At 43.5% G+C, this 25,515-nt stretch carries 21 protein-coding genes, 1 tRNA gene and 1 rRNA gene (1 of these 23 running past the window's edge); 8 read left to right on the top strand and 15 right to left on the bottom strand.

The window, feature by feature from the left end; all coding sequences use genetic code 11:
• Positions 1-8 precede the first annotated feature (8 nt).
• The 5 genes from GLO7428_RS21440 to GLO7428_RS21420 form a co-directional block, all read right to left on the bottom strand.
• Entirely contained in the window at positions 9-974 is a 966-nt protein-coding gene (locus tag GLO7428_RS21440; protein ID WP_015190677.1) for a lysylphosphatidylglycerol synthase transmembrane domain-containing protein, read from the bottom strand.
• A gap of 54 nt (positions 975-1,028) precedes the next feature.
• Positions 1,029-2,624 carry a hypothetical protein gene (locus GLO7428_RS21435; protein WP_015190676.1) on the bottom strand — a complete coding sequence of 532 codons (1,596 nt, stop codon included), beginning with the start codon at positions 2,622-2,624 and terminating at the stop codon, positions 1,029-1,031.
• Positions 2,625-2,635: 11 nt separating this feature from the next.
• A complete protein-coding gene (locus GLO7428_RS21430; RefSeq protein ID WP_015190675.1) occupies positions 2,636-3,646 on the bottom strand; it encodes a glycosyltransferase family 2 protein in 1,011 nt (336 codons plus the stop codon).
• A 149-nt stretch (positions 3,647-3,795) separates the two neighbouring features.
• A complete protein-coding gene (locus tag GLO7428_RS21425) occupies positions 3,796-5,553 on the bottom strand; it encodes a calcium-binding protein (protein WP_015190674.1) in 1,758 nt (585 codons plus the stop codon).
• A 271-nt stretch (positions 5,554-5,824) separates the two neighbouring features.
• Positions 5,825-6,298: a TspO/MBR family protein gene (locus GLO7428_RS21420; protein WP_015190673.1), complete on the bottom strand. Its 474-nt coding sequence runs from the start codon at positions 6,296-6,298 to the stop codon at positions 5,825-5,827.
• 146 nt (positions 6,299-6,444) lie between these two features.
• On the opposite strand from GLO7428_RS21420, the gene GLO7428_RS21415 reads away from it, so the two are divergent.
• On the top strand, positions 6,445-7,122 hold the full coding sequence (locus GLO7428_RS21415) for a Uma2 family endonuclease (RefSeq protein WP_196797651.1): 678 nt from the start codon (positions 6,445-6,447) through the stop codon (positions 7,120-7,122).
• A gap of 17 nt (positions 7,123-7,139) precedes the next feature.
• Here the strand turns inward: GLO7428_RS21415 and GLO7428_RS21410 are convergent, their stop codons facing one another.
• Complete coding sequence (locus GLO7428_RS21410; protein WP_015190671.1) at positions 7,140-7,853, bottom strand: LuxR C-terminal-related transcriptional regulator; 714 nt, start codon at positions 7,851-7,853, stop codon at positions 7,140-7,142.
• 82 nt (positions 7,854-7,935) lie between these two features.
• On the opposite strand from GLO7428_RS21410, the gene GLO7428_RS21405 reads away from it, so the two are divergent.
• Positions 7,936-8,634: a DJ-1/PfpI family protein gene (locus GLO7428_RS21405; RefSeq protein ID WP_015190670.1), complete on the top strand. Its 699-nt coding sequence runs from the start codon at positions 7,936-7,938 to the stop codon at positions 8,632-8,634.
• A 502-nt stretch (positions 8,635-9,136) separates the two neighbouring features.
• Complete coding sequence (locus GLO7428_RS21400) at positions 9,137-9,361, top strand: hypothetical protein (RefSeq protein WP_041918718.1); 225 nt, start codon at positions 9,137-9,139, stop codon at positions 9,359-9,361.
• A gap of 54 nt (positions 9,362-9,415) precedes the next feature.
• Here the strand turns inward: GLO7428_RS21400 and GLO7428_RS21395 are convergent, their stop codons facing one another.
• From GLO7428_RS21395 to sufB, 4 genes are read right to left on the bottom strand one after another with little or no spacing between them, the layout of a single operon-like run.
• Positions 9,416-10,675 carry a SufS family cysteine desulfurase gene (locus GLO7428_RS21395; protein ID WP_015190668.1) on the bottom strand — a complete coding sequence of 420 codons (1,260 nt, stop codon included), beginning with the start codon at positions 10,673-10,675 and terminating at the stop codon, positions 9,416-9,418.
• 57 nt (positions 10,676-10,732) lie between these two features.
• Entirely contained in the window at positions 10,733-12,139 is a 1,407-nt protein-coding gene (gene sufD / locus GLO7428_RS21390; protein ID WP_015190667.1) for a Fe-S cluster assembly protein SufD, read from the bottom strand.
• Positions 12,136-12,927: a Fe-S cluster assembly ATPase SufC gene (gene sufC, locus GLO7428_RS21385; RefSeq protein ID WP_015190666.1), complete on the bottom strand. Its 792-nt coding sequence runs from the start codon at positions 12,925-12,927 to the stop codon at positions 12,136-12,138. The genes sufD and sufC overlap by 4 nt, the downstream gene beginning before the upstream one ends.
• Before the next feature lie 57 nt (positions 12,928-12,984).
• Positions 12,985-14,421 carry a Fe-S cluster assembly protein SufB gene (gene sufB / locus GLO7428_RS21380; RefSeq protein WP_015190665.1) on the bottom strand — a complete coding sequence of 479 codons (1,437 nt, stop codon included), beginning with the start codon at positions 14,419-14,421 and terminating at the stop codon, positions 12,985-12,987.
• Positions 14,422-14,631: 210 nt separating this feature from the next.
• On the opposite strand from sufB, the gene sufR reads away from it, so the two are divergent.
• Both sufR and GLO7428_RS21370 read left to right on the top strand, forming a co-directional pair.
• Positions 14,632-15,327: an iron-sulfur cluster biosynthesis transcriptional regulator SufR gene (gene sufR, locus GLO7428_RS21375; protein ID WP_015190664.1), complete on the top strand. Its 696-nt coding sequence runs from the start codon at positions 14,632-14,634 to the stop codon at positions 15,325-15,327.
• A gap of 94 nt (positions 15,328-15,421) precedes the next feature.
• On the top strand, positions 15,422-15,676 hold the full coding sequence (locus GLO7428_RS21370; protein WP_015190663.1) for a hypothetical protein: 255 nt from the start codon (positions 15,422-15,424) through the stop codon (positions 15,674-15,676).
• A 218-nt stretch (positions 15,677-15,894) separates the two neighbouring features.
• On the opposite strand, the gene GLO7428_RS21365 is transcribed toward GLO7428_RS21370, so the two are convergent.
• The 3 genes from GLO7428_RS21365 to GLO7428_RS21355 form a co-directional block, all read right to left on the bottom strand.
• Positions 15,895-16,542, bottom strand: coding sequence for an HAD-IA family hydrolase (locus tag GLO7428_RS21365; protein ID WP_041918717.1), 648 nt, complete (start codon positions 16,540-16,542; stop codon positions 15,895-15,897).
• A gap of 87 nt (positions 16,543-16,629) precedes the next feature.
• Positions 16,630-17,817, bottom strand: a complete 1,188-nt coding sequence (locus GLO7428_RS21360) for an NAD(P)/FAD-dependent oxidoreductase (protein WP_015190661.1) — start codon at positions 17,815-17,817, stop codon at positions 16,630-16,632.
• Between the two features lie 49 nt (positions 17,818-17,866).
• Positions 17,867-19,615: a DUF655 domain-containing protein gene (locus GLO7428_RS21355; protein WP_231295514.1), complete on the bottom strand. Its 1,749-nt coding sequence runs from the start codon at positions 19,613-19,615 to the stop codon at positions 17,867-17,869.
• Position 19,616: 1 nt separating this feature from the next.
• On the opposite strand from GLO7428_RS21355, the gene GLO7428_RS21350 reads away from it, so the two are divergent.
• Complete coding sequence (locus GLO7428_RS21350) at positions 19,617-20,786, top strand: cysteine desulfurase family protein (protein ID WP_015190659.1); 1,170 nt, start codon at positions 19,617-19,619, stop codon at positions 20,784-20,786.
• A gap of 112 nt (positions 20,787-20,898) precedes the next feature.
• Here GLO7428_RS21350 and argS read toward each other — a convergent pair whose 3' ends face one another.
• Positions 20,899-22,656 carry an arginine--tRNA ligase gene (argS, locus tag GLO7428_RS21345; RefSeq protein ID WP_015190658.1) on the bottom strand — a complete coding sequence of 586 codons (1,758 nt, stop codon included), beginning with the start codon at positions 22,654-22,656 and terminating at the stop codon, positions 20,899-20,901.
• A gap of 57 nt (positions 22,657-22,713) precedes the next feature.
• A complete protein-coding gene (nadC, locus tag GLO7428_RS21340) occupies positions 22,714-23,580 on the bottom strand; it encodes a carboxylating nicotinate-nucleotide diphosphorylase (protein WP_015190657.1) in 867 nt (288 codons plus the stop codon).
• 314 nt (positions 23,581-23,894) lie between these two features.
• Here nadC and GLO7428_RS21335 point away from each other — a divergent pair.
• Together GLO7428_RS21335 and GLO7428_RS21330 are read left to right on the top strand one after the other, a co-directional pair.
• Positions 23,895-25,385: ribosomal RNA gene (locus GLO7428_RS21335) — 16S ribosomal RNA — on the top strand.
• Positions 25,386-25,511: 126 nt separating this feature from the next.
• Positions 25,512-25,515: transfer RNA gene (locus tag GLO7428_RS21330), tRNA-Ile, on the top strand (it continues 70 nt past the right edge of the window).

The following is a 25,515-nucleotide window of genomic DNA, read 5'->3' as shown; positions in this document are numbered from 1 at the left end:
AGAATAGTTTAGAAGCGAAGAAATTTTTTATTTGCTTGCACAGTTTGAATCGTTGTAAGATACTGTCCTAAAAAAGGTAAGCCGGCGATCGCTGGTAGGAAATAGCGAGAAGTACAGAGTAAACCCAAAGCCGCAGCTGTTGGTGCGCTGAAATAAGGTTGATAAAAAACAATGAGTGCTGCATCGCGAGTACCAATACCAGCAAAAGTTAATGGTAGTAATCCTGCTAGAATAGCTAAAGGAGATAATGCCAAGTTTGTCAGAAAAGGTGTCCAAGCATTTAGTGCAAGAATAAAAAACCAAATCTGCAACAAATGAAGAAACCAAATAAAAATTGAGGTTGTGGCTATCCGTATTAAATGAACTTTATCACGCCAAAAATAATTATGCATTTGTCTCCAAGAACTACGGAGATTTTCTAATTTTGGGTGTATTTTTTTAGGTAGAATAAGTCTGATAATATCAAAAAATAACTCTGTAAATTGACGTGATGCAAGTAATAAGACTCCAGTAATTAAACCTAGAGTAACACTTGCTGTCATTACCCAAAAGAGCCAATTGTTTTGTGAATAAAATATTAATCCAAATACACACCAAAGTAGTAATGAAAGTAAATCGCAGGCTTTTTCAAAAATAACTAGCGATAGCGACAAAGAACCGCTCAAATGTCCTCGCTCTTTCATAAAATAAGCTTTAGCAATATCTCCCATTTTGGATGGGAGAATCATGTTCAAGACACTTGCGGCTAAAATTAAACGATTTGCCTCAAAAAAACCTAGACGCTTGCCTATAGGTATAAGTTGTTGTAATCTCCATGCTGTTAACATTGTTAAAGGAATAACCATCCCTAAACTAATTATTATCCACAAAATATTACTATTTTGAAAAACTTGAATTAATTGAGGAAAGTCTATTTTCCAATAAATAATGCCTAAAATAGTAAAACTGACAATGATAGAAAGCAGTCTTTTCATGTAACTAAATAAAAGTAAGTTTATTATCTTTTTCAGCTTGTAGTTTGCTCAATTTTAGAAATAACGCTCTATCTTTAGTGGTTCACCAGGAGCTAGTTTTCTTACTTTTTGTGTAAGATTAAACCATGATTGCATTTGATTGTGCTGAAATGTACGACTCATCACAACATATATAGAAGTTTGATCGCCGCCAATACCTGCATAAATGACATTATGCCAAGAGCGCGTATAAACTTCGTCAGTAATACACCATTGCCCACTATGCCAACGAAGTTTTCGTCTAAAGTAATAGGGAGCGTTTTGTTTACCTGTAATTAATAATTTTTGCAGAATTCTACGAATTAAATTTGGAAAGAAACGTCCGAAAGTAAGCATTACAGCGCGTAAAATAAGTAAGTTTGATGGTGTCATTTGTTTTTGCTTTGCCCATCCCATTGCCCCAGCAATCGTAATTTCATCATCACCAATCGTCATTTCATACGCATCAACTAAATGCGCTACACAATTTTTCAGTTTATTTTTGATTTCAACTTGTAAGGAGATTTGAGTATCAGAAATAATTAATTGATTGTTGCGAAATAGTTTGAAAACGCCACCTTTATTTAAGGCTAAATACAATACTGTATTTTCGCGTCGCTCAATCAAAATCTTTGCTTCCTTTAACCATAAACGCCCTTGAGGAGGTGTGGTGAGTGTAGGACGCTGTGGCACAAAATCACGCCATGCTAGTAAATAATTCCAAGTATGATGTCCAATAATATGATCGTCAGCATAGCAAGGTGCTAATCCTTTAGCGAGTCCCTCAAGGAAGCGATCGCTAATTTGTAATGCTTCTGGCATCCAGCGCCCGACTAATTCAAATCCGTGCGGAAAGAAGTTATAAGTATTACGACTGGTATACTCACCACCATAGGAACCATCAGGATGCACAAAATGGGCTGCTAGCTTGACGGCTTTAATCAGTGCTTCTTTTAGCTTGGCGTCGGGTTGGAGTTGATAAATTCTTGCTAAGCAGGAAATTGTCATCGTGTTGTAGCCAGGATCGCAGCCTTCGTATTCCTGAAACCAACCTTCAGAACTTTGCCAAGATAAAACGAGTTCTAGACGTTGCGCGATCGCCCTTTGCCATCGGGATGTTTGCAATAAATGAGAAAGTAGTAAGAGACATAATGTAATTAAGGCTTGATGGTTGCTGAGTCGCCCGCTTTCTTGGTGGCTGGCTAACCAATCTGCCCGTTGGGAGAAAAACTGTAAAATTGCTGAATTATTTAGCTTGAACAGTACGTAACTATCGATACAAGCCAATAAGGAAAAAGCCGCCGCCCCACTCGCGCGTTCGTAAGGAAAGTAATCATCACACGAACCATCTTTGTGCGCGCTTCTCGCAGCATAAATAATACCTGCTTCTACCCAATCGCGCAGCACTGGTTGACGGTAAAAAGGATTATCTGGGAGATCAGTATTGTAGGCGAGAGCAAGTGGCAAAACAAATTCCTGTGCCATCCCACTCGGAAAATCGATAATCTTGTAATGCCAAAAGTTCCGATCAAAGCAGCCATAAGTAGGGCTATGCGGATTGCGATCTAGTAGTGTCAAGATTTTAGGAATGTTTGCTAAAGCACTACGGGCAAATAAATCGCGGTGAGACATAAACTTAGAATTTAAAGTTCAAAGTGAACATTGCTTCCTTGCTTGACAGGTGAGACATCTTTGACAGTTCGCTTTACTGTATCTGCGTCTACCCGCCGCATTCGTAATTGCACCTCTTCGATTAAGCGGCGATTTGCTGCCATTAAATCAGCAACTAACCCAAACATCCACAACTGAAAGCCAATTAAGATTAAAATCGCCGCCAGAATTAAACTTGGTACGCGCGTGCGTGTAGTAGTTTCAAAAAAGAAGAAGAATAACCAACGAAATCCTAATAATAACCCAACAATGAACGGCAAGCTGCCTAGAAACATGAAAAAGCGTAGTGGTTTGTAGATAATAAAAATGCGCAAGATAGTAAAAAGCGATCGCACAACGTATCTGGGCGTACTTTTAACTAATCGCGACGGGCGCATCACGGGATTCGTGTGAATGGGTACAGATGCGATCGCGATTCCTTTTTGCCCCGCTTGAATGATTGTTTCTAAAGTGTAGGTGTAGTTATTGAAGACATTGAGTTGTAATGCGGCTTCGCGGCTAAACGCCCGAAAACCACTCGGCGCATCAGGAATTTTAGTATTACTCGCGATTCTCACTACCCAACTCCCTAATTTTTGTAACAGTTTTTTTGATAGCGAAAATTGCTTAGTTTTCCAAATCGGTCTAGCACCAACGACAATTTCGGCTTGGTGTAATAAGATTGGCTGAATAAGTGTAGGAATATCCTCAGCGCAGTATTGATTATCTGCATCAGTGTTGACAATAATATCCGCCCCAGCTTTGAGACTTGCTTCCAACCCTGCCATAAACGCTTTGGCTAAGCCTTGGTTGGTTGGAAAACGAACAATGTGATCGACACCGTATGCTTTAGCGACTTCGATTGTGCGATCGCGGCTGCCATCATCAATTACCAACCATTCGATACAATCAATTCCAGGTAGCGATCGCGGTAATTCGGCTAGCGTTGTTCCTAAAGTATGTTCCTCGTTATAACAAGGAATTTGAATAATTAGTTTCATCATTGTCGATGGCGTGCAGCTTTCCTTGAGTAAAAGCGCATAAAATGACTGCACTTACTCGCAGAACTCGGATGGAGCTAAATTGTATAGCAAGCTCCACCTTATGAGTCCTAGAGTTAATAACAATTCAAGGAAATACTTCCTAAGTGAGTTTAGGAAATTGTCTGCGTGATATCAGCGTCTACCAGTAGCGTCGCTGCGCCAGATGTGTAGCGATCGTACACAATACCATTAAGTGTAGTTGGTGTATTACTCAATAACCATCCTTGTCCTATAGACGTCACCGCATCACCCGCATTACCGTTGACAATCAGTTGATTCGTCGTATCGGATAAATCCAACAAGTCCAACCGCGTTAGATTCAAACTATTGTTACCAGTACCTGTCAAGTCAATAATTTCGATGCCTTGAATTCTATCATTTGGTAAAGTTGTTAAGTCAATAACAATGCCACTACCATCGACAGCTATAGTATCTGTACCACCACCACCATCAAGGCGTTTATCAATAGCTCCAAAGCTAAGAGTATCATTGCCTGCACCACCATAAAGCGCATCAATACCCCTACCACCGATCAATTGATCATTACCTTGATCGCCAGTAAGGATGTCGTCACCATCACCACCAATCAGAGTATCATTACCAGCTAATCCCTTGAGCGTGTCGTTACCCGCTTTACTATCAAGAATATTGTTGAGATTGTTGCCAGTAAGCGCATTATTGACTCTGTTACCATTACCTACTATTGCATCATCTGTCAGAATTAGGTTTTCAAAGTGCTCTGGCAGCGTGTAATCATAAGAAGCATAAACAGTATCTGTGCCTGCGTTCGCCGTCTCTCCAATACCTACTGTAATCTCAACTTCATACGTTCCGCCAAAAGGATCGTAGGCTGTAACGATTTCTCTACCAACAAAATAAGTATCGTCACCAGTACCTCCTGCATTACCACTCTGTAAGGCACCATAGAGTGTATCGTTACCGCTACCACCATACGCAACGCAACCAACAGCAGAGTATAAAACATCATCGCCACTACCCCCATATAAAGTGTCTTCATCTTGAGAGTAGTAGTATCCATTGAACAATCGACTATAGCTGGATGCGTAGAGAGTATCGTTGCCATCACCGCCATATAGAATATCTTCTCCAATGTAGATTGAGAAGTCATTACCAAAATTGATAATATCGTTGCCACCACCACCGATCAGAGTATTATTACTAAAGTTACCTGTGATAGTATTATCCAGGTTATTACCTATTCCTGTAGTGGCGCGATTCCCGCGTAGAATTAAGTTTTCTACGTTTGCACTTAATTGGTAGTTGGTATATGTAATAACGGTATCTATTCCTGCGTTGGCTGCTTCAATAATTTCGTCGTCAAATTGATCGCCTACGATATATGTATCGTTGCCATCACCACCATACAGAAAATCTGAAGCGGAATCACCTATGTAATAGTTAGAGTCCACGTATGTAGTGCCAGCATTGAGCGCGTCATTGCCATCACCGCCATACAAAATATCGCTACCATCATTTCCATCTAAACCATCATTTCCAACTCCGCCATACATAATGTCATTATCCTCACCGCCACTCAAACCATCATTTCCAACTCCGCCATACATAACGTCATTACCATCACCGCCACTCAAACTATCGTCGCCCATCCCTCCATCAAGTGTGTCATTGCCACGTGGTACAAAAATATCAGGGTTATCATTCGCTCCGCCAAACAGATTATCGTTACCGTTACCTCCTGCTAAATAATCATTGCCTACTCCGCCATCAAGCAAATCATTCCCACCCAATCCCAAAAGACTATCATTACCTGCAAAACCAAAGATTGAATCAGCAAATTGAGTTCCGGTAAGAGTATTGTTACCCGACGTCCCATTAATAGTTGCCATAACTTTTCTGCTCTAAATATTAAGTAGAAATACGGTTGAATTTTTACAACAGACTTTCACTATTTCCTTACAACTTTTGGTAAGAAATAGCGATTACTGCTATTGAGTTAAGAAAATTATTTCCTCAAAGCTGATAATTTGAGATTAGTTTATTAGAGACATTGAAAGTATAAATTTTATATAAAGAAAATGATAAATTGTGAGGTAGATTAAAGATTTAGCAAAAAACGGATGACATTTAAATTATTTGAGTGTATGCAGCAGAAAAATTTTAAATATCAGCGGGGTTGAGGCGCATCATTGCCCATGTTGTATATGTACCAATTGGACTCCAAAGCAGATAAGGTACGAGTAACAATGTTGCCCAGCCAGAAATTGGTAGTACAGTTAGTGTTAATAAAAGACCAATAATTGCACCAGCACCACCGATAATTGTTCCCACCTTGAGACTACGGGTTCTAAACATTACTGGCGTGTACGCAATTGTCACTATTTCTAGTAATAAATAAAACCCCATTAATAACCAAGTAAAACTTGTACCTGGATTAGCTTCCCAAACAATATATGCTGACCAAGCGCCGCAAATAAAAATAATTGTCCAAATAATGGGAATTAATGGCTCAAATGTCAACCAACCAGGACGACGCAAGCGTTTAAACCACTGGCGATCGCCTCGCGTTATCAAGTTAGCACCCAGCGCAACAAGGAAAGCAACAGCCCCAATTACCATCCAAGACCGAATCATACGCCGTCCCTTGCTCCTCTACGCTGCATCACTATTATCTAGTGATTGTGTCACCTAACGTACAGAAATATTGTTGGTAAAGGCGATCGCTCAATGCCTTAAGTCTGATTGCCATATCATCAAAGTAGTAAGTCTGCAAGCAATCCATTATGCTAAAGTACAATCCGCTACATTGCTTACCCTCCGCTGAGGATCTGCCCGATTCCGACGATACACCTGTGGATAATGAACTGCAAGACTTAGTTCCTGGTTTACTCAAAGCAACCTTAGCTTGGATATGGGCGAACCGGATGGATTGGTTTTTTGGTGTTGATATGGGAATTTACTACGATCCTGAACAACCCGCGATCGTACCAGATGCCTTTTTAAGCTTAGGCGTTGAGCGAATTATTGATGAGAACTTGCGTTTGAGCTACGTTCTTTGGGAAGAAAATGTCGTTCCGATTATGGTGCTAGAAGTTGTTTCGCATAAGCGGCGTGGAGAATATAGTACTAAGAAGAATTTCTACGCAGAACTAGAGATTCTCTACTACGTCGTCTACAATCCACAACGGCGTAAAAAGCCACCTTTAGAAGTGTATCGTTTAGAAAATGGCGAGTATCTGTTGCAGCGTGGAAATCCAGTATGGCTACCAGAAATTGGTTTGGCAATTGGTAACGAGAAAGGAACTTATCAAGGAATTACACGAGATTGGTTGTATTGGTATGATGAGCAAGGCGTGCGATTTTTGACTCCAGAAGAACGTGCTATGGATGCTGAACAACGTGCCCAACGATTGGCAGCCGAATTGCGTAAACTAGGTATTGACCCAGATTTGGTGTGAGTTAGGCGATCGCTTCCTTAGAAATAGTTTTGTAACTGTGCTACCATTTGAGCGCGATTCACAACATCGAGTTTACGGAACATTCGTTTGAGTGCTTGTTTCACAGAGTTCTCGGTAATCCAAAGTTCAGCACTAATTTCAGCATTCGTTAATCCTTGGGAAACTAACTCTGCAATTTGTCGTTCTCGCTTTGTTAAACGAGTATCTAGCAAAACAAATCTTTCTGAGTTGGTACGCACTCTTGCTAAACAAGCTGAGATATGCAGACATAAAGCACTCAAGTCAACTAAGTCTTGATGACTAAAAGCAGGTGTGTCGCCAATGCGTGCAAAATTGACTGTACCAACAAGACTTCCACCACCGACAATTGGTCCAGTCATGATATGTTCGTGGTTATAATATCCGCAACAACGCAGATATAAATCAGATTGCTTCCAACCTCCAGCAGGCAAAACTAATTCTTCATGCGCTGGGGCGTGACGTTCGACAACATATTTAAGTACCGGATCAACTTCCCTACCAATATTGCTGTAGCATTCAACAAACGAATCAGCATCAGGCATACCACAAATATCAACACTAGCTACCTGCGATTGTTGATTTAACAAAGAAATTCCCCAGCGTTGAACGCCAAAATATTCGCCAACGGCATCCATAAAGCCCAATCGCAGTTCTTGTTCATTACGGGCGTGGGCTAGTTTCTGAAATAAAAATTGCAGCGACTGCGCCATTAAAATGTACCCTTTTGAGGACTAGGCACGGAAAGTCATTGATTCTACTTTAGCTTTATTGCGAACATAAGGAAATCTGAAAATGACTTCTCCTATCAAATATCACATTGGTTTGGTTATCTATCCTGGCATGACTCAACTCGATGCTACTGGACCGTATCAAGTATTCGCAGTTATGCCTCATACTAAAGTTTATCTGTTGTGGAAAACCTTAGATCTAGTCACAAGTGCTGAAGGTTTGACCATCTTACCTACAAAGACTTTTAGTGACTGTCCGCCTTTAGATGTGTTGTGCATTCCTGGTGGCGCGATCGGGCAAGTTGAGATGATGCAAGATGCGGAGGTACTTGCATTTCTCCAGCAACAAGGAACAACAGCAAAGTTTATCACTTCTGTTTGTACTGGTTCACTTATATTAGCTGCCGCTGGGCTGTTACAAGGGTATCGCGCTGCGTGTCATTGGGCATTTCGCGATCAGTTGAAGATGTTCGGCGTAGAAGTGGGAACCGAAAGAGTCGTTGTTGATCGCAACCGAATTACAGGTGGTGGTGTTACGGCAGGGATTGATTTTGGATTGGTACTGGCGAGTAAGCTATGCGGTGAGGAAACTGCCAAAATGATTCAATTGATGTTGGAATACAATCCCGCCCCACCTTTTGATGCTGGTTCACCAGAGAATGCAGGAGAAGCTTTAGTTCAAAAGGTGCAAGATTTTGGCAAGCAACTTATCGAAGCGTCTTTTGTTGCAACTCAGCAAGCAGCAATGCAGGGTCAGAGTTAAACTACCCCTAGGGAAATTACTATGAACTTCGATAATGTCCTAACTCTATTGACTTGGGCTACATACAGTTAAATACAAGGACTTAGTTAATAAATCTCCCACATAAATGCTTGCGAATAAATTCGCTACTCAATAAACCCTGTCCACTTGCGTGGAATTATTTATAAATACTCTTGCTTATAGTGTGCGCAGGCACACTTTGTTTGAGTAGCCCCGAAGGAAGTCGGAAGGCATCTGTAATTCATGCAGAAAATATATTGTATTGTGTCTATTATGGGTAACTACTGATTCTAATAGGCGATCGCACTGTTCAATTTCCGTATTTTCATAGTGTCGCTTTTTGATTTATCTATGGCATTCTGAGGTACAGAAATAATTTTTATAGTGCGATTAAATTACTATATTTTTTTCGATGCAATCTTATATATTGTGTTATCAATCTATTCTTGAGCGAAGAATTAAATTTCTGATATCATACTGGAGTGGAAACTTTAATGATGCTATGCCTTGGAAGTTAGTTAAACAGCTAAGCTTTTCTGCATGGAAGCGAATAGCCGTTTATTTGGCACTAGACTACATTGTTCTCCCTGCTGATCCATTGCACAAATTGCTTCCTAATAGTGTATTTACAGATACATTATCTTCTGCTTTTACTATTATTTTAACTATAGCAATTTACGTTGTCCCTGAGTTGAGAGCCGTTGGTAAAAACAATATTCAGGGTTAATTATTTAACCTTTAACAAATTGGGAAGTGGGTGAGTGTTACCCACCCAACTTAATTAGCTAAAAATACTACCAAAGAATTCAATAGCTTCTTTTAATGCGGTAATAAAAACATCAATTTCCTCACGCGTATTGTAAAAAGATAAGCTTGCGCGTGCGGTAGACTGTACGCTGAGATGACGATGTAGCGGTTGAGTGCAATGATGTCCGGCTCGAATTGCCACACCAGCTTGGTCTAAAATTGTCGATAGATCGTGTGGGTGAACCTCACCCGCAGTAAATGCAGCGAGTGCCGCCCTACCTAAACCTGCTACTTTGGGTTTAGGACCATAAGTGCGAATTTCGGGAATTTGTCCGAGTTGTTCCCACAAGTAAGCTGTTAACTCAGCTTCGTACGCATAAATGTTTTCCATACCAATCGCACTTAGATAGTCTACTGCTGCACCAAGCGCGATCGCTTCGGCGATTGCTGGAGTTCCTGCTTCAAACTTATTTGGTAGATCTGCGTAAGTAGCATGGTCTAAAAAGACATCCGCAATCATTTCACCACCACCTAAAAACGGCGGCATTGAGCGGAGTAAATCTAACTTTCCGTAAAGGAATCCGATACCGGTCGGCGCGCACATTTTATGTCCAGAAGCAACAAGCCAATCGCAATCAATCTGCTGCACGTCAATTGGCATATGCGGGACGCTTTGGCAAGCATCAATTAATACTTTAGCACCGTGTTGATGCGCGATCGCTGTAATCTCTTTAACTGGATTGATACAGCCTAGAGTATTAGAAACATGAACTGTCGCGACGAGTTTGGTTTTGTCAGAAAGAAGCGATTTGAAGTGTTCTAAATCAAATTCTTCGTCGGGTGTGAGTTCAACAAATTTAAGGATAGCGCCGCTGCGTTGTGCGAGAAGTTGCCAGGGAATCAAATTGCTATGGTGTTCCATAACGGAGAGAATAATTTCGTCTCCTGGCTGTAGGCTGCGTCCCCAACTATAGGCGACTAAGTTAATTGCTTCCGAGGCGTTGCGCGTGAAAATAATTTCTTGACGCGAGGCGGCGTTGACGAAGGCTGCGACTTTATCGCGGGCGGCTTCGTAAGCATCGGTGGCTTTCGCGCTGAGGGTATGTACTCCACGATGTACGTTGGAATTGTACTGCTCGTAGTAGTCGCGGAGTGTGTTGAGGACGAGGAGTGGTTTTTGCGATGTCGCGGCGTTGTCCAGGTAAACTAGGGGCTTGCCGTTGACTTCTTGGTGGAGGATGGGGAAGTCGTTACGGACGCGATCGGCGAGGGTTTTTTCTCTGGTGAGTGTCATGGTTGGAGGAGGGGAAGTGATGGAACCACAAAGGCACAAAGGGCACGAAGGTTTTTGTTAGCGATTGATGGTTTTGGTTAGGGCTTGTTGGAGGGAGGAAACAGGGATTTGGTTGATGATTTCGGCGGCGAAGGCGTTGATGAGGAGGTTGCGGGCTTCGTTGGCGTTGAGTCCTCGGCTTTGCAGGTAGAAGACTTCTTCGTCGTCGAGTTGACTTACGGTTGCGCCGTGCGCGCATTTGACGTTGTCAGCGGTGATTTCGAGTTGGGGTTTGGTGTCTACTCTGGCTTTGGGGGAAAGGAGTAGGTTGCGGTTAAGTTGGGCGGCGTCGGTTTGTTGTGCGGGTTTGGGTACGAAGATTTTACCGTTGAAGACGGCGTGGGCGCGATCGCCAACGATGCATTTATGCAGTTGGTGACTTGTACCGTAGGGATGATTGAGTGCGAGGTTGCTGTGTGTATCGGCGACTTGATTTCCAGCGATTTTGGTTAAACCGTTAAGCGTTGTTTGAGTTTGTTCGCCTGTTTGGAAAATGTCTAAGTTATGGCGTGATAGCTTTGCACCTAAATTAATTGCATTGCAAGTGTAGCGGCTATCGCGGGCTTGGGCGATCGCAGTTTTACCGATATGAAATGCTTCTGGACTATCGCGCTCGATGCGTGTATGGTTAACTTGCGCGTTTTCTTCTAGCCAGATTTCGGTGACGGCGTTGGTAAAGTAAATTGGTTCGCCAACTTCGGCTTCACTTTCTTCTGCTTCTAGATTTGTGATTTGATTGAAATAATCTTCAATCAGCGTGATGCTACTACCCGATTCGGCAACGACAAGACAACGCGGTTGAGTAACGATGGGTGCGACACTCGCAGTCGAGACGAATAAAAGATGTATTGGTGTTTCTACAACGACATTTTTGGGTATCCAGACAACAGCAACATCCGCGATCGCCGCTGTGTTGAGTGCAGTAAAAACTTCTTCTGTACCTGGAATTTGCGCTAAGTAGTTTTCTAGCCGCGAACGATACGCTGGTGGTAGGCGATCGAGGTTACTCGCAACAACGCCATCGGATAGAACAACGGCTGATAACTCAGGTGCATAAATACCGTTGACAAATACTAAGCGACTGCGATCGGCTTCTGGTAACAGCAGTGGTTTGAGTGCGGCTAAATCAGGTACTACCAACGGCGCTGCTTGGAACTTAACTTGCTTTAGCGGCGAAACATCTGTAAATCGCCACTCTTCATCGCGAGTTGTTGGGAATTTCGACTGATGAACAATTGCTGTAGCGCGATCGCGGATCGCTTCTAGCCAAGATTCTGATTCTTGATTAGCGATCGCCTCTGGCGCTGCGCTACGCGCAATCGCTTGTTGTTGAGATTGGTTTAATAACTCACTTAAGATCCCCGTATCAACATTAGAAGACACAACGCCAACTTCGTTCAGGTTAGGAGTGACTTGAATACTCATCTTGCTCCCACCTCAGATACATTCTCTTCTAGCACCCAATCGTAGCCACGCGACTCTAATTTGAGTGCCAATTCTTTACCACCACTCGTTACAACTCGACCACCTGCCATCACGTGTACAAAGTCTGGCACGATGTAATTGAGTAACCGCTGATAGTGGGTAATTAAGAGAATGGCATTATCGGGAGTCGCTAATTGATTTACCCCGTTCGCGACAATTTTGAGCGCGTCAATATCTAGTCCTGAATCGGTTTCGTCCAAAATCGCCAGTTTGGGTTCAAGAAGTGCCATTTGTAGAATTTCGTTCCGCTTCTTCTCGCCACCCGAAAAACCTTCATTCACACTACGGTCAAGAAAAGTTGCATTCATCTTGACAACTTCCAACTTCTCTTGTATCACTTCATCAAAATCAAAAGCATCTAATTCTTCTAAACCCTGTGCTTTACGGCGCGAGTTGTAAGCGACCCGTAAAAAATCCAAGTTCGTCACCCCAGGAATTTCTAAAGGATACTGGAATGCCAGAAAGACACCACTTTGGGCGCGGAGTTCCGGTTCCATTTCTAACAAGTTTTTTCCCTGGAAGAACACTTCACCGCCAGTTACTTCGTATGCTGGATGTCCTGCTAACACTTTGGAAAATGTGCTTTTTCCAGAACCATTAGGTCCCATAATGGCATGGATTTCACCTGCTTTAATTTCCAGGTTGACACCTTTGAGAATTGGGTTTCCGTCAACTTCTGCTGTCAAATCCCGCACCGACAGCACAATTTCACTGTTTTCTACAATCATGTTTCTTTTCTTAGCGTCATTTATTTTAGCAGGACAGGCAAGATGCCTATCCCAGCGTTAGCCTACACTACCTTCAAGCTTCAGACTCAACAAGCGATCTGCTTCTACCGCAAATTCCATTGGTAACTGATTGAAGACATCTTTACAGAAACCGCTGATCATCATCGAGACAGCATCTTCAGCCGAAATACCGCGCTGTGCGAAGTAAAATAGCTGTTCTTCACCAATCTTAGAAGTAGAAGCTTCGTGTTCTACTTTGGCGGTGTTGTTTTGCACTTGAATGTAAGGGAAAGTATTTGCATGAGCATTATCCCCAATCAGCATTGAGTCGCACTGCGAATAATTTCTTGCGCCTTTCGCGTTCGGGCTGACTTTGACTAAACCACGATAGCTATTCGAGGAACGTCCCGCAGAAATTCCTTTAGAAACAATCGTGCTACGCGTATTTTTGCCGACGTGTACCATCTTGGTTCCCGTATCAGCTTGCTGCATATTATTGGTTAGTGCAACTGAGTAAAACTCGCCTACTGAGTTATCGCCGACTAATACACAGCTAGGATATTTCCAAGTAATTGCGGAACCTGTTTCAACTTGCGTCCAGGAAATCTTAGAGTTGACTCCTTGACACAAACCGCGCTTCGTTACAAAGTTGTAGATTCCACCCTTACCACTCTCGTCTCCAGCGTACCAATTTTGTACGGTAGAGTATTTAATTTCTGCGTTGTCTAAGGCGACTAATTCGACGACTGCTGCGTGTAGTTGGTTCGTATCGTACATCGGCGCAGTACAGCCTTCAAGGTAAGAAACGTAGCTACCTTCCTCAGCAACGATCAGCGTTCGTTCAAATTGTCCCGTATCGCCACTATTAATGCGGAAGTAGGTTGATAGTTCCATTGGACATTTGGTGTTTTTAGGAACGTAGACGAAGGAACCATCACTGAACACGGCGCTATTTAAGGCTGCAAAGTAGTTATCTGCAACAGGGACAACGCTACCAAGATATTTTTGAACGAGTTCAGGGTACTCGCGTAGCGCTTCGGAGATCGAACAGAAGATCACGCCTTCTTTCGCTAGCTTTTCCTTAAACGTTGTGGCAACTGAAACGCTATCAAAAATAGCATCGACTGCGACGTTAGAAAGCCGCTTTTGTTCGGATAAGGGAATACCCAATTTCTCGAAAGTTTCTAAAAGTGCGGGATCGACTTCTTCAATGCTGTTGAGCTTGGGTTTCTTTTTTGGTGCGGAGTAGTAGATGATATCTTGGTAGTCAATGGGCGGATACTTGACATTAGGCCAAGTCGGTTCGGTCATTTTCTGCCACTGACGAAAAGCTTTGAGACGGAACTCTAGCATGAACTCTGGCTCTTCTTTCTTAGCAGAGATCAGCCGTATGACATCTTCATTCAGTCCACGCGGAATTGTATCTGCTTCAATGTCAGTGACGAATCCGTATTTGTAGGGCTGATTGACTAGGGTTTTGACAGTGGCACTCATGGTTGGTGTTCTCTCGTGTGCTGCAATAGAATCTCTTTAAAGCTCGAAGACGGGGTAAAATCTGCTTTTTGACGTTTTTAACTTAACTGCTGTTACAATGAAATCAACTAAAACAACAACTATGTTGTTTAATATATCTCCATTTTACGCTACATTAACAACAGGTATGTTGTCAAAGTAAATTTTTCACCTAAGAATTTTGGTAAGAAGATGGCGATTACGCAGCAGCAGCCTTCCACAAAGCAGGACATTCTGCATTATCTACTTAAACAGGGTCAGGCAACAGCCCAAGAACTTGCTACGCAGTTAGAAGTCAGTCCCCAAGCAATTCGTCGTCATCTCAAAGATCTAGAAGCCGAGGATCTCATTCGATACTCACAAGTACAGGCGGGAATGGGACGCCCGCAGCATATTTATCAACTAAGTCCTTTAGGACGCGATCGCCTACGTCGTCATTCAACAGATGCAGACAGTTACGGCGATTTTGCTGTTTCGCTACTCGATACTTTAGCGGAAACTGTAGGGCGCGAGCAGATGAGTTCGATTTTACGCAAACAGTGGGAACGCAAAGCAATTGAATATCACGATCGCTTAGGTCATGGTTCTTTAGAAGAACGCGTTGCAAAGTTAGTCGAGTTTCGCAAAGCCGAAGGTTTTATGGCGGAATGGTATCCGGTTGACTCGGAGGATACTAGAGGAAAAGGCGATCGCTTTGTCGTTACCGAGCATAACTGTGCTATTTCTAATGTTGCTGAGTCATTCCCTAGCGTATGCAGTCACGAACTCGAAATGTTCGCAGCCGTTTTACCAGACTGTATAGTTGAGCGCACGCATTGGATTATCAATGGCGAACATCGTTGTGGTTACTTGGTACAAGCGAAAAAGCCAACCAGCAAGTCAAGGTGAGGTTTATATCAATCTAAAACCTTTCTACAATCAACTAAAGCGATATAAACTTTAATCTCTGCTATACACTCGCAATTGAACTCTGACTTTTGCAATGAACGCACAACAGCCATCAATCCAATTTTTGACTTTAGAAGAATCAGCTAAGGTCGATGCAGCATTGCTATCTTCTTCAGAAAAATTTCTGACTAGATTAACGATTTCTTCTTGGAAACTATTAAAGCATATCGCCCAAGATTACAACGTAGCAGTAGAAGACTTAACAACTCAGCAAATTATTGATTGGTTCGAGAAAGATGGAAAAGTGCGGCGAGAACAAGGTAATGAAGCTGCATACCTCAAGTGGTAAACTATAACAGAGGTCAGATTTAAAAGCTACAAGATGTAACAGAAACCCCCGTGTAGAGATTTCTTCTGCATCACAAGCTTTACAAGACATTGTTTCTGAGCTTCTATACTCTTCTCAATTGCTACGACCCACAGAGTTAGTGTGCGTAGGCACACTTTGTTTCAGTAGCCCCGAAGGGAGTCGGAAGGCGTCTACAATGCATACAGCAGATCCAACGATCATTCCTTCCTATCAACAATAAATGCTCGCAGCCCAGCCGCAGTTGCACCGTGATAATCTTCTGTCCAACTATCACCAATATGCCAAGCTAATTCAGGATCGCATTGATGCTTCGCTAAAGCTGTCATAAAAATTTCTTTATCAGGTTTCGCCGCGCCTGCTTCAGTAGAAATCGTAATTGACGCAAAAAACTGTTCTAACCCAAGTTCTGCTAAAACTAAATAGAGCCGAGAATCGAAATTTGATATTATTCCTAACTCAATTTCTCGTTGTTGCCATTGTTCTAACGCAGGAAAAACGTCAGGATATACATACCAAGGCTCAGCCGTGGCAAAATATTGGTACAACTCGGCAAAAAAAGCCGAAAAATCGGCAAATTGATTGAGAACACCGACTTGCTGAAACGTTTGCTGTGCAACTGATTTCCACCAATGAAATTCACAGCTAGCAATCTCATCGGGTTCCATGTCTGGAAAGACTGGTGGCGGCGCTGCTTGAAAACTTTGCAGAAATGCTTGATTTAATGTTTTAGCTGAAACGTAAATCCCGAATTTTTGTGCTACTTCGCCATAAGCTTGACCGACGCTACCTTTGACGCCGAAAAGCGTACCAACTGCATCCAGAAAAATGACTTTTGGTTTTTGCATCATTTGTTGTTAGTTGTTACCTAGCTTACGGCGATCGCAGAATTTTATTTGCCTTTGATCATACTCTGCTACTCGTTACGATAAACACTATTCAGCTAATTCTGTCAACGGACTAGTTATCCAATTAATTCCTACCTTAAGTTTGTGACCTAAAGTTGGCATACGATAAAGATATGCTAAGCGACGAGCGACATAAGCTAAAGGACCATCAAGCTGAATTCCTAATCCCGTAAACGTTGCATTGTCGGTTCCCAGCGTCATCATTTCGCCTAAATGTTGATAGCGGAAGGGAAGTAAAGGACGTTGTGTCAACGAAGCCCAAACGTTCCAACCCGCATAGTCGGCTTGTTGAAACGCTGCTTGCGCGGTTGCGGGGACTTGTTGTCCTTCTACATCGCGACAATCCGCTAAGTCACCCAAAGCAAAGATTTCGGGATGGTCGATAACTTGTAAGGTAGATGTTGTTGTTAGTTGACCGCGCTGATTTTGCTTGAGTGGAAGCGATCGCACTACAGGCGCAACGCGCGTTCCTACTGTCCAAATCACGATATCGACAGGAATCGTATCAACTTGATTTTTGTATTCGAGTGCGATCGCTTGTGGTTCAACTTCTTGTACGCTAGTTTCTAAATCTATCCAAACCCCTCGCGCTTCTAGTGCTTTGTTCGCAGCGACGCGATTGTGTTCTGGTGAAGTTCGCAAGATTTGATCTGTCATTTCAATTAATCGAATGCGCGCGCGGTTTTCTAAGCGATCTGCCAATTTGCACGCCAACTCAACACCGCAATAACCTCCTCCCACAATTGCTATACGGATTTTATCGACGGGAGATTCTTCTAGTCGTCTTAGTCTAGCTTCCAAGCGATATGCATCGTCAATTGTTCGGAACGGAAAAGCATACGATGTTGCACCAGCAACCATATCCAGCGGAGTTTCACCACCCAACGCCAAAACAAGGCGATCGTAAGGAATTTCAACACCGTCTTGTAGACGAACGCGTTGGTCATCAATATTAATTTCTGTAACACTTTCTTGATAAAAACGTACGCCTGTGCCTGCCAAAATTTCTGAGAAGGGTGGCGCTATTTCCCAAGTTTGTAGCTCACCTGTGAGGAGTTCGTAAAGTAGCGGCGAGAATAAGAAGCGATCGCTTTGATCGACAAGTACAATTTCTGGTTTTTGGGATGACCACGGCAGTTGCGACAATCTTAAGGCAGTGTAAAGACCGCCAAAACCACCACCAAGGATACAAATGCGTGCAGGTTGCTGAGTCATAAGTCTAGTCAAGCATAGCAGCAGGGCTTCTTTCAGGATAGCAAGCGAATTACCAAGTCACGCGATCGCTTAACTGAGTCACTAGCTTCTTGCCAATTCCTGATACGCGTTCTAAATCGGCGAGAGATGTAAAAGGTTTTTCTTGACGTGCTGTGATGATTCGTTGTGCTAGTTTTTCACCAACACCAGGTAACGCCGTTAATTCTTCTAGGCTAGCTGTGTTGAGATTAACTTTATCATATGCCTTCGTGTCAACCGGAGTAGTAGCATGATGCACGCACTGTTGTTCCTTAATTTTTGTTTGTACACTCACTGGTACACCCAATTGTGCCGTTGCATAAAGTCGCTCAAATTCTTGTACGTAATGCGCTGCAACGGTAGAGTTTTGTAAGATTAACAATGCTTCATCGTTTTTTTCATTCGCTGCGGCTGACCAATTATGCGAACCAGCGATCGCGATGCGTTTGTCTACAACACCAAACTTATGATGTAACGAATCACCTTGCGGTAGTTGCGGTGTCCCGACAGTTGCGATCGCATTTTGCCAAGGACGATTATTTTTTTCATACTGACAATTGTCACTTAATGCTACTCCCATCATGTCTAGTGCTTCACTGTAGGTACGGAAAGCAAAACTCGGATCAATTAACGCTCGAATTTTGACACTTTGTTGGTGTGAAGTCTCTAAAATATTCGCTAATCGTTGTTCAGAAAAAACGAATAAAGCTAAATCTACAGAACTTGTGGCTGTACTAAGCGCTTGACCAATTAAACCATTAGTGCTGCGGTTCCAAGGAATAGTAGGCGATGTTGGCGAAAACTGTACAGAAATATACGTGTTACCAACTTGAACGTGCTGCGGCGATCGCAATGGCTTATTTAAACCAAATTGGCTATCAAGTTGACCGCCAGGACCATCACCCCACATTAAATCAAATTCTTCAGTAAATAGCTTGGCGAGTTCTGGGCTATCAATTTTCAAAAGATTATTCGCATTACCTATACTACTAGGAGAAGCAAAATCGCCATGAATATCACTTGTCGTAAAGTTTGCAGACGTTACAACTACAATTCGTTGATCGACAACAACAAATTTGTGATGCATCAAGCCGCTACCTGCTGAACCATCCGCCGTATCATCAATCCAAGGAACTCGTGCTTGATTGAGAATAACTAAAGTATCACCTTGATTAATTTCATCACGAGTCATTTTGCCATCTCGATCGCGATCTACCAACGCCCGAAATTCTTGATAGCGATCGCGTTCGCGTTGGGTTAGTTTTTCGATTTCTGCGGCGGTAAGGCTACTCCAAGGGCGACTGTAGTTATTTTCCAGAATTACTCTAACTTTCACCCCAGCATTATGACGTTCTACTAAAGCTTGGGCAATTTTCGGTAAGCGTAGTTCTTGAATTGCAACATCTACTGTAGATTGGGCAGTAGCGATCGCCGCAACGATTTTTGCTTCTAAATCATCACCCTGTCGCTTTTGCAGGCGATAAGGTTCTTGATATTCTGCCGATTCTCTATGGTTAAAATACACCTCAGTGAAAGGATCTTGTGGTAGAGGTTTTGGTTTTTGTTGCGACTGTACTGATCGACACGCGGTCAAACTCACAGACAGTAAAATTAATAGGTGGCTTACACAAACAGATAGTAGACGCACGGAAGAACTTGGGATATCGCTGCTGTATTGAATTTTTCCCATCAAAGATATGCGATCGCACAACCACTCAAGCGATATCCTGAAAGAAGCAACCTCAGCTAGCCGGTCGCTGAACGATTGAGAGCTTGACACTATGCAAATTTATCTAGACTACAGTGCGACAACACCACCACGCCCTGAAGCGATCGCCGCCATGCAGGCAGTTTTGACACAATATTGGGGTAATCCTTCTAGCTTACATGAGTGGGGCGGACGTGCTGCAACAGTATTAGAACAAGCACGAATGCAGGTTGCTAGCTTAATCAATGCACCAGCCGAATCAATCGTTTTTACGTCTGGAGGTACGGAAGCTGATAACTTAGCAATTATGGGAATTGCACGTCAGTACTCGCAACCGCAACACATCATCATTTCGCAAGTAGAACATCCTGCGATCGCTGAGCCAGTTAAACTACTAGAGCAATGGGGTTGGCAAGTTACTCGCTTACCAGTAGACACGCAAGGAAGAGTCAATCCACTGGAATTAAAAGCAGCATTACGCAGCAATACAGTTTTAGTTTCGATCATCTACGGACAAAGCGAAGTAGGAACATTACAACCTATCGAGTCTCTATGTAGAATTACGCATTTACATGGTGCTTTATTTCACACAGATGCCGTGCAAGTTGCGGGAAGATTACCCATTGACGTACAACAACTTCCTATTGATCTACTGTCGCTTTCTAGTCATAAAATCTATGGATCTCAAGGCACGGGAGCGCTTTATGTACGTCCTGGCATCGAAATAGTACCATTACTTGGTGGTGGTGGACAAGAATCACGCCGACGCTCTGGCACAGAAGCCGTACCAATCATTGCCGGATTTGGTGTAGCTGCGGAACTCGCTGCGCAAGAAATGACTTTAGAAACACCCCGTTTAATTCAACTACGCGATCGCCTTTTCGATCTACTCAGCGATACACCTTATTTAATTCCTACAGGCGATCGTACTGCGCGTCTTCCACATCATGTGAGTTTCTGCCTTGCATATACCGATGAAAACAACATCACAGGTAAAACGATTGTCCGCCAACTTAATCTAGCAGGAATTGCCATCAGTTCCGGTTCCGCTTGTCAAAGTGGTAAGCTTTCCCCAAGCCCAATCCTTTGTGCAATGGGCTATACTCCCCAGCAAGCACTAGGCGCAATTCGTTTAACTCTAGGACGAGACACAACCACAGCCGATGTTGATTGGACAGCGATAGTCCTAAAACAAGTTTTACACCGGTCAATACCTAAATTAACCTGTGCAAGTTGCTCGTAACGCCTTGGTAAATGAATCTGCGGCTGAAACAACCCTGTCTACCTACTTGGATTTAAGTGTGCGCAGGTACACTTTGTTTGTGTAGCCCCGAAGGAAGTCGGAAGGCATCTCATTACATCCTCTCAATGACCGATATGCCAAGTAAAGATAAACCAAGTCGCAGCGATCGCGCGGTTAGATCGCACATCAGTAACCGAGATGTACGTATCGGTTCTTCTGCTTGTAAAACTGGACACTGATCGTAAAACTGATTAAACTTCTGACTGAGTTCAAACAAGTACTGACACAAACGATTTGGCATCAAATCTTGCTCAACATCGCTGATAGTTTCACTAAGTTGTAATAAATGTTTTGCTAGCGTAAACTCTGTTGGTTCATGTAAGAAAATGTTTGCTTCTGAACCTAGTTGTTCAAAGTCTATCTGTCCCTTACGACTAATTCCCTGAATTCGCACGTAAGCATACAGCATATAAGGTGCAGTGTTACCCTGCAAAGCAAGCATCTTATCGTAACTAAAGATGTAATTGCTCGTTCGATTTTGACTCAAATCCGCGTATTTAACCGCGCTAATACCAACGGTTTGAGCAACTTTAGCTTTGAATTCTTCTGTCTCAGTGCGACCTTCTGCTTGTAGCCGAGATTCTAAATCAGCACGCGATCGCGCGATCGCTTCATCCAGCAAATCTCGCAATCGGATAGTCTCTCCAGAGCGTGTTTTAAGTTTCTTTCCATCTTCTCCCAAAACTAACCCAAAGGGAACATGAACAATTTCTACATTCTCTGGAATCCAACCTGCTCGTCGTGCTACTTGAAATACTTGTGCAAAGTGATTTGCTTGTCCCGCATCTGTAACATAGATTAACCGTTCTGCCTGATCTTGTTTGATTCGGTAACGTAGTGCAGCTAGATCTGTCGTAGCATAATTGTAACCACCATCCGATTTCTGCACAATCAGCGGCAGCGGTTCTCCTTCTTTGTTAGTAAAACCTTCCAAGAAGACGCATTTTGCTCCCGCGTCTTCTACAAGCAAGCCTTGACGGTCTAAATCTTCGACAACTGCTGGTAATAATGGATTATAAAAAGATTCTCCGCGCTCGATTAAATGAATATCGAGTAAATTGTAGATAACTTGAAACTCCCGCCGCGACTGTTCGCATAGCAATTCCCAAGCCTTCTGAGTATCTTCTACTCCCGCTTGCAGTTTGACAACTTCTTGTCGTGCTGTTTCTCTAAATGTTTCATCTTCGTCAAACCTTTGTTTAGCTTTACGGTAAAAAGTCACTAAATCTCCAAGTTCCAACGCATTAGCCGTTGTCAACGCATCAGGGTAAGCTTCGCGTAGGTAAGCGATTAGCATTCCAAACTGCGTACCCCAATCGCCAACATGATTTAGCCGCAAAACATCGTGACCGCGAAATTCTAAAACTCGTGCAATACAATCTCCAATAATCGTAGAACGCAAGTGTCCTACGTGCATTTCCTTGGCAATATTCGGGCTAGAGAAGTCAACAATTACTCGTTTGGGAGTTTTGGCTAATGCAACACCTAATCTAGGATCTGTCTGAATTGAACGCAGTTGTGCTTCTATATATTCTGTCTTTAGCAATAAATTTATAAAGCCAGGACCTGCAATACTCGGTGGTTCACAGATATCAGTTACATCTAATTTTTCTACAATCTGTTCAGCGATCGCGCGTGCTGGTTGCTTTAATTGCCTACTTAGAGATAAAGCAACATTCGATTGATAATCGCCAAATTTAGGATTACTTGCAGCTACAATTATTGGGTCTATCTCAGCAAAATCATTGCCAAAAGCAACAATCAGGGCTTGTGTAAATCGATGTTTTAGTTGTTCCAGTGTCGCACTCATAAAGTTAAGGCTTGAGAAGAGACATCACAGCAGTTAAGAAGTTCTATACTATAACCTCTAGCCTTTAATTTTCATACTTAAATCAAGCCACGAAGATTGCGTCACTGGAGCACTTGTCGAAACATAATCAACTCCAGTAGCAGCGACTTGATAAATTGTATCCAACGTAATGTTACCTGAGGCTTCTATTTTTATTCGTTTATTATACTGACGAATCAGGTTAACTGCTTGATACATCACTTCTACAGGCATATTGTCAAGCATGATAATGTCCGCTTGATGCTGTAAAGCTTCTTGCACTTGTTCAATCGTTTCTGTTTCCACTTCTATTGTTAAAGGATAAGAAATTTGAGCGCGAATGCGAGCGATCGCATTTCCAATTCCTCCAGCAGCAGCAATATGGTTATCTTTAATCATTACTGCGTCATCTAAACCCATACGGTGGTTTTTCGCACCACCTACTTGCGTTGCATACTTCTCAAGCAACCTTAATCCTGGCGTTGTTTTGCGCGTATCAACCAACCGCGTAGGAAGTTCAGCAAGCTTCTCTACATACTTTCGCGTCAAACTCGCAATTCCACTTAGGCGCATAACTAAGTTTAAAGCAACTCGTTCTCCTGTCAGCAGCGCTTCTAGTGGACCTTCTATTTGTGCGACCACTTGTCCTGGCTGACACAATTGCCCTTCATCAACAGTAGTTATAAAACGAGTTTGCTCAGACAAAAGCTGAAACACTCTTGCTGCAACTGGTAATCCTGCAATCACTCCAGGGGCTTTTGCTATCCACTGTGCGCTTACCCAAGGATTTTCTGCTGACAATAAACCTTGTGTTGTGCGATCGCCTCGCCCAATATCCTCGATTAACCAAGCACGAAGTATAGGATCTAAAATTAAAAGAGGCGGTAAGACAGCCAAATTTTGCATAACCAATGCTTTCTAATTTACTTTTTCTTTAGTCAATTTATCGCAAAACTACCGCCTAGCAAGCTTTTCAAGATTTTTCAGATTTTTTTTCCCAAATTCCTTGACAATATTGATTCAGTTTAGATATATTAGTAAAGCGCCGGTGAGGGAGGCGGACGAAACGACCACCAAGCCGAGCGACTGAACCAAGAAAAGAATATAGTTTGAAAGCCAAAAGAAGCACATCAAGTCTTCGTCAAAACTAACTCTTAAGTGATAGATAAGAGTCCGGATTGTGAAGAGAAGTAGCAGTTCAGGACGAAAGCTCTGTTGATAAAACGGAGAGTTTGATCCTGGCTCAGGATGAACGCTGGCGGTATGCTTAACACATGCAAGTCGAACGGTGTCTTCGGACATAGTGGCGGACGGGTGAGTAACGCGTGAGAATCTGGCTTAAGGACGGGGACAACCACTGGAAACGGTGGCTAAGACCCGATATGCCGAGAGGTGAAAGTATTTTTAGCCTTGAGGGGAGCTCGCGTCTGATTAGCTAGTTGGTGGGGTAAGAGCCTACCAAGGCGACGATCAGTAGCTGGTCTGAGAGGATGATCAGCCACACTGGGACTGAGACACGGCCCAGACTCCTACGGGAGGCAGCAGTGGGGAATTTTCCGCAATGGGCGAAAGCCTGACGGAGCAATACCGCGTGGGGGAGGAAGGCTCTTGGGTTGTAAACTCCTTTTCTCAGGGAAGAAAAAAATGACGGTACCTGAGGAATCAGCATCGGCTAACTCCGTGCCAGCAGCCGCGGTAATACGGAGGATGCAAGCGTTATCCGGAATCATTGGGCGTAAAGCGTCCGCAGGTGGCACTTCAAGTCTGCTGTCAAAGGTCGGGGCTTAACTCCGAACAGGCAGTGGAAACTGAAGCGCTCGAGTGCGGTAGGGGCAGAGGGAATTCCTGGTGTAGCGGTGAAATGCGTAGAGATCAGGAAGAACACCGGTGGCGAAAGCGCTCTGCTAGGCCGCAACTGACACTCAGGGACGAAAGCTAGGGGAGCGAATGGGATTAGATACCCCAGTAGTCCTAGCTGTAAACGATGGATACTAGGCGTTGCTTGTATCGACCCAAGCAGTGCCGTAGCTAACGCGTTAAGTATCCCGCCTGGGGAGTACGCACGCAAGTGTGAAACTCAAAGGAATTGACGGGGGCCCGCACAAGCGGTGGAGTATGTGGTTTAATTCGATGCAACGCGAAGAACCTTACCAGGGTTTGACATGTCCGGAACCCCACTGAAAGGTGGGGGTGCCTTCGGGAACCGGAACACAGGTGGTGCATGGCTGTCGTCAGCTCGTGTCGTGAGATGTTGGGTTAAGTCCCGCAACGAGCGCAACCCTCGTTTTTAGTTGCCAGCATTAAGTTGGGCACTCTAGAAAGACTGCCGGTGACAAACCGGAGGAAGGTGGGGATGACGTCAAGTCAGCATGCCCCTTACGCTCTGGGCTACACACGTACTACAATGCTATGGACAAAGGGCAGCAAGTTAGCGATGACAAGCAAATCCCATAAACCATGGCTCAGTTCAGATCGCAGGCTGCAACTCGCCTGCGTGAAGGCGGAATCGCTAGTAATCGCCGGTCAGCCATACGGCGGTGAATACGTTCCCGGGCCTTGTACACACCGCCCGTCACACCATGGAAGCTGGCCACGCCCGAAGTCGTTACCCTAACCGCTTGCGGAGGGGGACGCCGAAGGCAGGGCTGGTGACTGGGGTGAAGTCGTAACAAGGTAGCCGTACCGGAAGGTGTGGCTGGATCACCTCCTTTTTAGGGAGACCTACCCAACGCTGATAGTTGTAGAACAAATCAGTGTCAGGTCAACCTAGGTCGGTCGAAGAACAGATGTGTGGCTTTCAAACTAGAATTCGGTTCAAGTCAAGCTAAACCGAGTAAGGGC

The organism is Gloeocapsa sp. PCC 7428, from assembly GCF_000317555.1.
Taxonomy (GTDB): Bacteria; Cyanobacteriota; Cyanobacteriia; order Cyanobacteriales; family Chroococcidiopsidaceae; genus Chroogloeocystis.
The sequence above is the reverse complement of the archived record's forward strand: the minus strand, read 5'-3'. Positions and strand labels throughout refer to the sequence as shown.